We start from the raw sequence: 9,046 nt of genomic DNA, 5'->3' as shown, positions 1-9,046 counted from the left end.
CAGGGCCGATCCGAGGAGCGGCCGTTGTGGCTCGGCTCGGTGAAGTCGAACCTCGGTCACACCCAGGCCGCCGCTGGTGTGGCAGGCCTGATCAAGATGGTGCTGGCCATGCGGGAAGGCGCGCTGCCGCGGACGTTGCACGTGGGCGAGCCGTCTTCGCATGTCGACTGGTCGGCGGGTGCGGTCCGGTTGTTGAACGAGCCGATTGTGTGGCCTGAGTCGGAGCACGCGCGCCGGGCGGGTGTGTCGTCGTTCGGTCTGTCCGGCACGAACGCGCACGTGATCCTCGAAGCCGCGCCCCAGGAGGTGAGTGGGGTGGTGTCGGCCGGTGCGCCGGGTGTGCTGCCCGTGGTGCCGTGGGTGGTCAGTGCGCANCCGGGTGTGCTGCCCGTGGTGCCGTGGGTGGTCAGTGCGCACAGCCGGGAGGCGCTGAGGGCGCAGGCGGCCCGGTTGCTGGCCCATGTAGAGGCGCATCCCGAGCTCGATGCGCTGGACGTGGGGCTGTCCTTGGTTGCCACGCGTACCGCCTTTGAGCACCGTGCGGTGGTGCTGGGGAAGGACCGCGCAGCGCTGATCGCCGAGCTGGAGGCGCTGGCCGCCGGTGAGGGCACGCAGGGCGTTGTGTCCGAGGGCAAGGTGGCGTTCTTGTTCTCGGGGCAGGGCTCCCAACGCCTCCATATGGGGCGTGAGTTGTATGAGGCGTTTCCGGTCTTTGCGGAGGCGTTCGACGCGGTCTGTGCGCACGTGGGCGGGCTGCGGGATGTGGTCTTCGGTGCGGATGCGGAGGCGTTGGATTGTACGGAGTGGGCGCAGCCTGCGTTGTTCGCGGTGGAGGTGGCGCTGTTCCGGCTGCTGGAGTCGTGGGGGGTGCGGCCGGACTTCGTCGTCGGGCACTCCATCGGTGAGTTGGCTGCGGCGCATGTGGCGGGTGTGTTCTCGCTGGAGGATGCCTGCGCTCTTGTTGTGGCGCGGGGTCGGCTGATGCAGCAACTGCCTTCCGGTGGGGCGATGTTCGCCGTCGAGGCGTCCGAGGACGAGGTCGCGGCGCTGTTGGAGGGGCGGGAGGCCGAGGCGTCGGTCGCGGCGGTCAACGGTCCGCGGTCGGTGGTGATCGCCGGGGTCGAGGAGGTCGTGGCGCAGGTTTCGAAGGAGGTCGCCGAGCGGGGGCGTCGTACGTCGCGGCTGCGGGTGAGTCATGCGTTTCATTCGCCGTTGATGGAGCCGATGCTGGAGGGCTTTCGGGCGGTCGCTGAGAGCGTCACGTACCGCTCACCGCAGTTGGCGGTGGTGTCGAATGTGACCGGTCAGGCCGCTGCTGTGGGGGAGTTGGAGTCGGCGGAGTACTGGGTGCGGCATGTGCGCCAGACAGTGCGTTTCGCGGATGGTGTGAGTTGCCTTGCCGAGCATGGGGTGACCCGGTTCGTTGAGCTGGGTCCGGATGGCACGTTGACTGCCATGGCCCAGGCCTGCCTTGCCGACGACGGAGTTGACTCCGTCTTCGTCCCCGCCCTGCGCAAGGACCGTGGGGAAAACGACGCGCTGCTGTCGGCCGTGTCGAAGGCGTTCGTCCACGGGGTGGGCATCGGCTGGACCCGCGTCTTCGAAGGCACGGGGGCCGGCCGGGTTGCTGTGCCCACCTACGCCTTCCAGCGGGAGTGGTTCTGGCCGGAGCCTGCTGGGACGGAGGCCGCGGGAGCGGGGGTGGTGGCCGATGCGGTGGAGGCGGGTTTCTGGGCGGCGGTGGAGCGCGGGGACGCGGATGCTGTTGCGGGTGTGCTGGGTGTGGACGAGCAGGCGCTGGCGGGTGTGGTGCCGGTGTTGTCGGCTTGGCGGCGGCAGCGCACGGAACGCTCGGCGGTCGATTCCTGGCGGTACCGGGTTGCCTGGGAGCGGGTTGCTGAGCTGCCGTCTGGTCGTCTGGAGGGGCGGTGGCTGTTGCTTCAGCCTGCCGATTCCCAGGAGGTGCTGACGGGCTTCGAGGAGTGGTGCCCGGGTCTGGAGCGGGTGGAGTATCCGCTCGGTGCGGACCGCGCGGAGTTTGCTCGTGTGTTGGCCTCCGCAGTGACGGGTGCCGCGGTGGCGGGGGTGCTGGCTCCGGCTGATGGGGCGGAGGTGGCCCTGGCGCTGGTGCAGGCGGTCTTGGAGGACGTTGCGGTAGCGGGCCGTTTGTGGGTGCTGACCCAGGGCGCGGTCGCGGCCGCCGGCTCGGACCGGGTCGTCGAAGTGGGTCAGTCCGGGGTGTGGGGTCTGGGCCGGGTGGCGGCTTTGGAGTTCCCGGAGCGTTGGGGTGGTCTGGTTGATCTGCCGTCCCGGGTGGACGAAGAGACCCTGGCGGCGCTGGCCGGGGTACTGGCCGGGGGTGGGGAGGACCAGGTCGCGCTGCGTGGCTCGCGCATTCTGGCCCGTCGTCTGCATCATGCCGCGCCCGCAGACCACGGCACTCACCGCTCTGAGTCGTGGCGGGCGGACGGTCTGCGGGTGCTGGTCACCGGTGGTACCGGGGCGTTGGGTGCGCGGCTGGCGCGCCGGTTGGCCGAACAGGGCGCGGCCGAGCTGGTGCTGACCAGCCGACGCGGCCCGGACGCCCCCGGAGCCCATGAACTCACCGACGAACTCCGCACGTTGGGCGCCCAGGCAGTCGTGGAGGCCTGCGATGTCGCCGATCGTGATGCGGTAGCCGACCTGCTGGCCCGCCACCCCATCGACGCGGTCTTCCACGCCGCAGGGGTGGTGGACGACGACGTGATCGGCGCCCTGCCCCCGGACCGTGTGGCCCGCGTGCTGGCGGGCAAGGCGGCCGGTGCCGCGCATCTCGATGAGCTGACCCGTGACCGGGAGCTGGCGGCGTTCGTGGTGTTCTCCTCGATCGCCGGAGTGTGGGGCAGTAGTGGTCAGGCCGCGTATGCGGCGGCGAACGCGCAGTTGGATGCGCTGGTGGCCAACCGGCGGACGCAGGGCCTGACCGGGACCGCCCTCGCCTGGGGACCCTGGGACGGCGAGGGGATGGCGGCCGCGCCCGAGGCACAGGCTCTGTTGCGCCGCCGTGGCTTGCTGCCTCTTGACCCCGAGCGTGCCCTGCTCGCCCTCACCCGCGCCCTGGAGCTTGGTGACACCACCGTCACCATCGCCGACGTTGACTGGGAGCGTTTTGCGTCGGTGTTCACCAGTGGTCGGCGGAGCCCTTTGCTGGAAGGCCTGGCGGAGGTGCGGGCAATGAGCGGGGGCGAGGCGGAAGAGGCCTCGGCTGTCGGTGAGGGTTGGGCGGTGCGGTTGTCGGGGTTGCCGGAGGTGGAGCGGCGGCGTGTGGTGGCGGATCTGGTGGGGCAGCGGGTGGCTGCGGTGTTGGGGCATGCCAGGGGGTGGAGTGTGGAGTCGGGCAGGGCGTTTCGTGACATGGGCTTCGACTCGTTGACCGCGGTGGAGTTGCGGAACCAGTTGAGTGCGGAGACCGGGTTGCGGCTACCGAGCACCCTCGTCTTCGACCACCCCACCCCCGCAGCCCTCACCGACCAGCTCTATGCCGAACTCTTCCCGGACGCGGCTCCGGCGGCACCACAGGACGGGCTGTCCTCGACCGGTGCGGACGAGGCCGCCGTGCGAAGGAAGCTCGCCGCCGTCCCTGTCTCCAAGCTCAAGGAGAGCGGCCTGCTGGAGGCGATCCTGGCCCTTACCGAGCAGGAGGGCACGGATGCCGTCCCGGAGTCACAGTCCCTCCCTGAAGACGGCGATTCCATCCGCACGATGGACGTCGACGCACTCGTGGAGCTGGCCTTGGGCGATCTCGACGGCTGAGCACGTCCACCCGCACACATCGTCCGCCGAAGCCGAAGCAACAATTTGTGGAGCTGAGCATGGCCACGTCCGAGGAACGAGTCGTCAAAGCCCTTCGCGCAACGATGCTCGAGAACGAGCGGCTGCGCAGGGAGTACGACGAGCTGGTGAACGCGGCTGCCGAACCCGTCGCCATCGTGGCCATGGCCTGCCGCTACCCCGGTGGCGTCCACTCGCCCGACGGCTTGTGGGATCTGCTGGCCCGCGGCGAGGACGCCATCAGCGCCTGCCCGACCGACCGTGGTTGGGACCTCACCGACCAGGCCGTCGACGAATCCGCCGTGCGAGGCGGATTCGTCGACTCCGCCGATGAGTTCGATGCGGCGTTCTTCGACATTTCGCCCCGCGAGGCACTGGCCATGGACCCGCAGCAGCGCCTCATGCTGGAGGCGTCGTGGGAGGTGTTCGAGCAGGCCGGGATCGATGCGGCCAGGGTACGTGGCAGTCGCAGCGGCGTATTCATCGGCTGCAGCAACCAGAACTACGGATCAGGAACCGGGCACGATCTGCCCACGGGCACCGAGAGCCATCTCCTCACCGGCAATGCGGCGAGTGTCGTTTCCGGGCGGGTGTCGTATGTGTTGGGGCTTGAGGGGCCTGCGGTGACGGTGGATACGGCGTGTTCGTCGTCGTTGGTCGCACTTCACCTTGCGGTTCAGGCGTTGCGTGCGGGGGAGTGTGATCTGGCGCTGGCGGGTGGTGTGACGGTGATGTCCACGCCTGGCGCCTTCGTGGAGTTCAGTCGGCAGGGCGGGCTGGCGCCTGACGGGCGGTGCAAGGCGTTCGGTGACGACGCCGACGGGACCGGCTGGTCTGAGGGTGTGGGTGTGCTGCTGGTGGAGCGACTGTCTGACGCGCGCCGTCATGGCCACCCGGTGCTGGCCGTCGTACGTGGCTCCGCGGTGAATCAGGATGGCGCGTCGAACGGGTTGACCGCGCCGAATGGTCCCTCGCAGCAGCGGGTGATCCGGGCGGCGTTGGCCAGTGCCGGTCTGAGTCCGCAGGATGTGGACGCCGTGGAGGCGCATGGGACGGGCACGACGCTGGGGGATCCGATCGAGGCGCAGGCGCTGATCGCCACCTATGGGCAGGGCCGGCCGGAGGAGCGGCCGTTGTGGCTCGGCTCGGTGAAGTCGAACCTCGGTCACACCCAGGCCGCCGCTGGTGTGGCGGGTGTGATCAAGATGGTGCTGGCGATGCGGCACGGGATGCTGCCCGCCACCCTGCATGTGGATGAGCCGTCTTCGCATGTCGACTGGTCGGCGGGGGCGGTCCGGTTGTTGAACGAGCCGGTTGTGTGGCCGGCGGTGGATCGCCCGCGTCGGGCGGGTGTGTCGTCGTTCGGCCTGTCCGGGACGAACGCGCATGTGGTCTTGGAGGCCGTGCCCGAGGAGGAGGCCGCTTCTGAGTCTGTTGGGAGCGGTGCTCCCGTGGACGGTGTGGTGCCATGGGTGGTCAGTGCGCGCAGTCGGGAGGCACTGGAGGCACAGGCGGGTCGGTTGCTGGCTCATGTGCGGTCACAGCCCGAGCTTGATCTCCACGATGTGGGTTGGTCGTTGGCGTCGACGCGGGCGGTGTTCGAGCACCGTGCGGTGGTACTGGGAGACGACCGGCAGGCGCTGATCGTCGGCCTGGAGGCGCTGGCAACCGGGGAGCCGACGGCCGATCTGGTCACCGGCACCGCCCGGGGCGAGGGCAAGACGGCCTTCTTGTTCTCGGGGCAAGGCTCCCAACGCCTCGGTATGGGGCGTGAGCTGTGCGACGCGTTCCCGGTCTTCGCGGAGGCGTTCGACGCGGTGTGTGCGCATGTGGGCGGGCTGCGGGATGTGGTCTTCGGTGCGGATGCGGAGGTGTTGGATCGTACGGAGTGGGCGCAGCCTGCGTTGTTCGCGGTGGAGGTGGCGCTGTTCCGGCTGGTGGAGTCGTGGGGTGTGCGGCCGGACTTCGTGGTCGGGCATTCCATTGGCGAACTGGCTGCGGCGCATGTGGCGGGTGTGTTCTCGCTGGAGGATGCCTGCGCTCTTGTTGTGGCGCGTGGTCGGTTGATGCAGCAACTGCCTGGTGGCGGTTCCATGTTCGCGGTGGAGGCGTCCGAGGACGAGGTCGCGGCGCTGTTGGAGGGGCGGGAGGCCGAAGCGTCGGTCGCGGCGGTCAACGGGCCGCGGTCGGTGGTGATCGCCGGGAGCGAGGAGGTCGTAGCCGCAGTCGCCGAGGAGTGCGTAGCGCGGGGACGTCGCACGTCCCGGCTGCGGGTGAGTCATGCGTTTCATTCGCCGTTGATGGAGCCGATGCTGGAGGAGTTCCGTACGGTCGCCGAGAGCGTCACGTACGGCCCGCCGCAGTTGGCGGTGGTGTCGAATGTGACCGGTCAGGCCGTCGGCGTGGGGGAGTTGGAGTCGGCGGAGTACTGGGTGCGGCATGTGCGCCAGACAGTGCGTTTCGCGGATGGGGTGAGCTGGCTTGCCGAGCATGGGGTGACCCGGTTCGTTGAGCTGGGACCGGACGGCACGTTGACCGCCATGGCCCAGACCTGCGTGCCGAACAGCGACGACCGCGTCTTCGTCTCCGCCCTGCGCAAGGAGCGGGAGGAGACCGACGCGCTCCTGTCGGCGATGGCGCGGGCCTTCGTGCGTGGCCTCGGCGTTGGCTGGTCGGCGCTGTTCGCGGGTACCGGGGCCGGTCGGGTGGCCCTGCCGACGTACGCGTTCCAGCGAAGCCGCTACTGGCTCGGCCCCGCCGAACCGGCTCCGTCGGCCATCGCCGGTCCGCAGTTCCCCTCCGCCCTCGTGGACCGGGATTTCTGGGAGGCGGTGGAGCAGGGGGACTTGGACGGACTGGCCGACGAGCTGGACGTCGACCGCAGTGCTCTGGACACGGTGATTCCCGCACTCTCCCACTGGCGAAAGAAGCGGAGCGACCGCTGGGTTGTCGACTCCTGCCGCTATCACGTCGGGTGGAAGCGGCTGACTGCAACGCCCAATGCCCCGTGCGCGTCCGGGCGTTGGCTCGTGATCACGCCCGAAGCCAGTACGGATGCGGAAGAAGCCGACGCGACGATCCGGCCCATCCTCAGCGGCCTTGAGGACCGTGGATTCGATCTGCGCCTCGTAGTCGCCCCCGGTCATGACCGCGAGCGTCTGACGGTCCAGCTACGTGACGCCGCCGAGGAGGGCGGACCCGTGGCCGGAGTCCTTTCGCTGCTCCCCCTGGGAGAGGAACGGACCGGCATGGCGGCCGCAGGGACCGCCGTCCTGCTCCAGGCCCTCGCGGCTGCCGAGGTGGACGGCCGAGTGTGGTCCGTCACGTGTGGGGCCGTGTCGGGCGGCCGCGCCGACGCCACCACATCGCCTGGACAGGCAGCCGTGTGGGGACTCGGCCGGGTGGCCGCCCTGGAGCAGCCAGAGCGGTGGGGCGGTCTGATCGACCTGCCTGACGGGCCGGACGGCAGGGCGATCGACCGGCTCGCCGGCGCCCTCACCGAACTGCCCCGAGGTGAGGACCAGGTAGCGATCCGGGCCACGGGAGTGTTCGGCCGGCGGCTGGTGCACGCCCGTGCGGAGCAGCCGAAGGAAGAGTGGCGTCCGCGGGGAACGGTGCTGATCACCGGCGGTACCGGCGCGCTCGGAGCGCGGGTGGCGCGGTGGGCGGTTGAGCGGGGCGCCGAGGAACTCCTCCTCGTCAGCCGACGCGGTCCGCAGGCGCCGGGCGCCCAGGAACTGAGGTCCGCACTAGAGGAGTCGGGTGCGCGGGTGACGATCGCCGCCTGCGACGTCTCGGATCGCGAGGCGCTCGCCGGGCTGCTGGACGCATACCCGGTCGACTCGGTCTTCCACACGGCCGGCGTGCTGGCCGACGGCGTCCTGGACGCCGTCGGCCCCGAAAGCATCGGTGTCACCATGAGGGCCAAGGCCGAGGCCGCGCACCATCTGGACGAGCTGACCCGTCGAAAGGACCTGTCGGCCTTCGTGATGTTCTCCTCGCTGGCTGGTTCCCTCGGGAGCGCCGGGCAGGGCGCATATGCCGCAGCGAATGCCGTACTCGACGCCGTGGCCGAGCGGCGCCGTGCCCTTGGTCTGCCCGGGACCTCGATCGCCTGGGGCCCCTGGGCGGGCGGCGGCATGGTCGCCTCGACCACCACCGGTCGACGCCGCCGCCGGCAAGACACCGTCGCGGCCCTGGACCCGGAACTGGCCCTCGATGCCCTCGCCGTATCCATCGCATCCGACGACGTGACCGTGCTGGTGGCCGACATCGACTGGGCCCGCTTCGCATCGGCCTTCACGGCCGTTCGGCCCAGCGCCCTGGTGAGCGACCTCCCGGAGGTGCCGTCCGGCGACCAGAACACGGACTCCCAGCACGACAGCATCCGCTCCCGCATCGCCACCCTGCCCCGCGACTCGGGGACAAAGGCGCTCCTGGATGTGGTGCGTGCCCGCACCGCTGCCGCACTCGGTCACCGGGATGTGGGGGCGGTGGCCGTTGATGTGGCGTTTCGTGAGTTGGGTGTCGATTCTCTGATCGCGGTGGAGTTGCGCAACGTGCTCGGCGCGGAGTGCGGGGTGTCGTTGCCGGCGGCGGTGGTGTTCGACTGTCCGACTCCGGTGGCGCTGGCTGACTTCCTGTACGGGGAGATGTTCGGCGTGGTGGGGGAGGAGGCCTCGGCCCAGTCGGTGGCTGCGGTGGCGGTCTCCGAGGATCCGATCGCCATCGTGGGGATGGGGTGTCGTTTTCCGGGTGGGGTGGATTCTCCGGAGGGGTTGTGGCGGCTGCTGTCGGAAGGTGGGGACGGCATCGTGGACTTCCCCGACGACCGGGGATGGGAGGCCGGTGGGTTGTATGACCCGGATCCGGATGCTCGGGGCGGTGTCGGGTCGTACGCGCGTGTGGGCGGGTTCCTCGCTGGTGTAGGTGGGTTTGACGCGGGGTTCTTCGGGGTGTCGCCGCGTGAGGCGTTGGCGATGGATCCGCAGCAGCGGTTGTTGTTGGAGACGTCGTGGGAGGCGGTGGAGCGGGCGGGGATCGATCCGCGGTCGTTGCGGGGCAGCCGGACAGGGGTGTTCGCGGGGACGAACGGTCAGGACTACGTGCATCTGCTCAATGCCTCCGGCCAGAACGCTGACGGTTATGTCGGCACGGGTAATGCGGCGAGTGTGGCGTCGGGCCGGGTGTCGTATGTGTTGGGGCTTGAGGGTCCTGCGGTGACGGTGGATACGGC

1 protein-coding gene and 2 pseudogenes are annotated in these 9,046 nt (G+C 69.9%); all 3 read left to right on the top strand.

The window, feature by feature from the left end:
- Positions 1 to 374 (top strand): annotated as a pseudogene (locus FGD71_RS50005) (ketoacyl-synthetase C-terminal extension domain-containing protein); the annotation flags it as partial.
- Between the two features lies 1 nt (position 375).
- The coding region (locus FGD71_RS00260) for an SDR family NAD(P)-dependent oxidoreductase (protein ID WP_219925777.1) at positions 376 to 3,792 on the top strand (3,417 nt) is incomplete at its 5' end.
- A gap of 80 nt (positions 3,793 to 3,872) precedes the next feature.
- Positions 3,873 to 9,046, top strand: a pseudogene (locus tag FGD71_RS00255) (type I polyketide synthase); the annotation flags it as partial.

Source organism: Streptomyces sporangiiformans (assembly GCF_005768555.2).
Taxonomy (GTDB): Bacteria; Actinomycetota; Actinomycetes; order Streptomycetales; family Streptomycetaceae; genus Streptomyces; species Streptomyces sporangiiformans.
The sequence above is the reverse complement of the archived record's forward strand: the minus strand, read 5'-3'. Positions and strand labels throughout refer to the sequence as shown.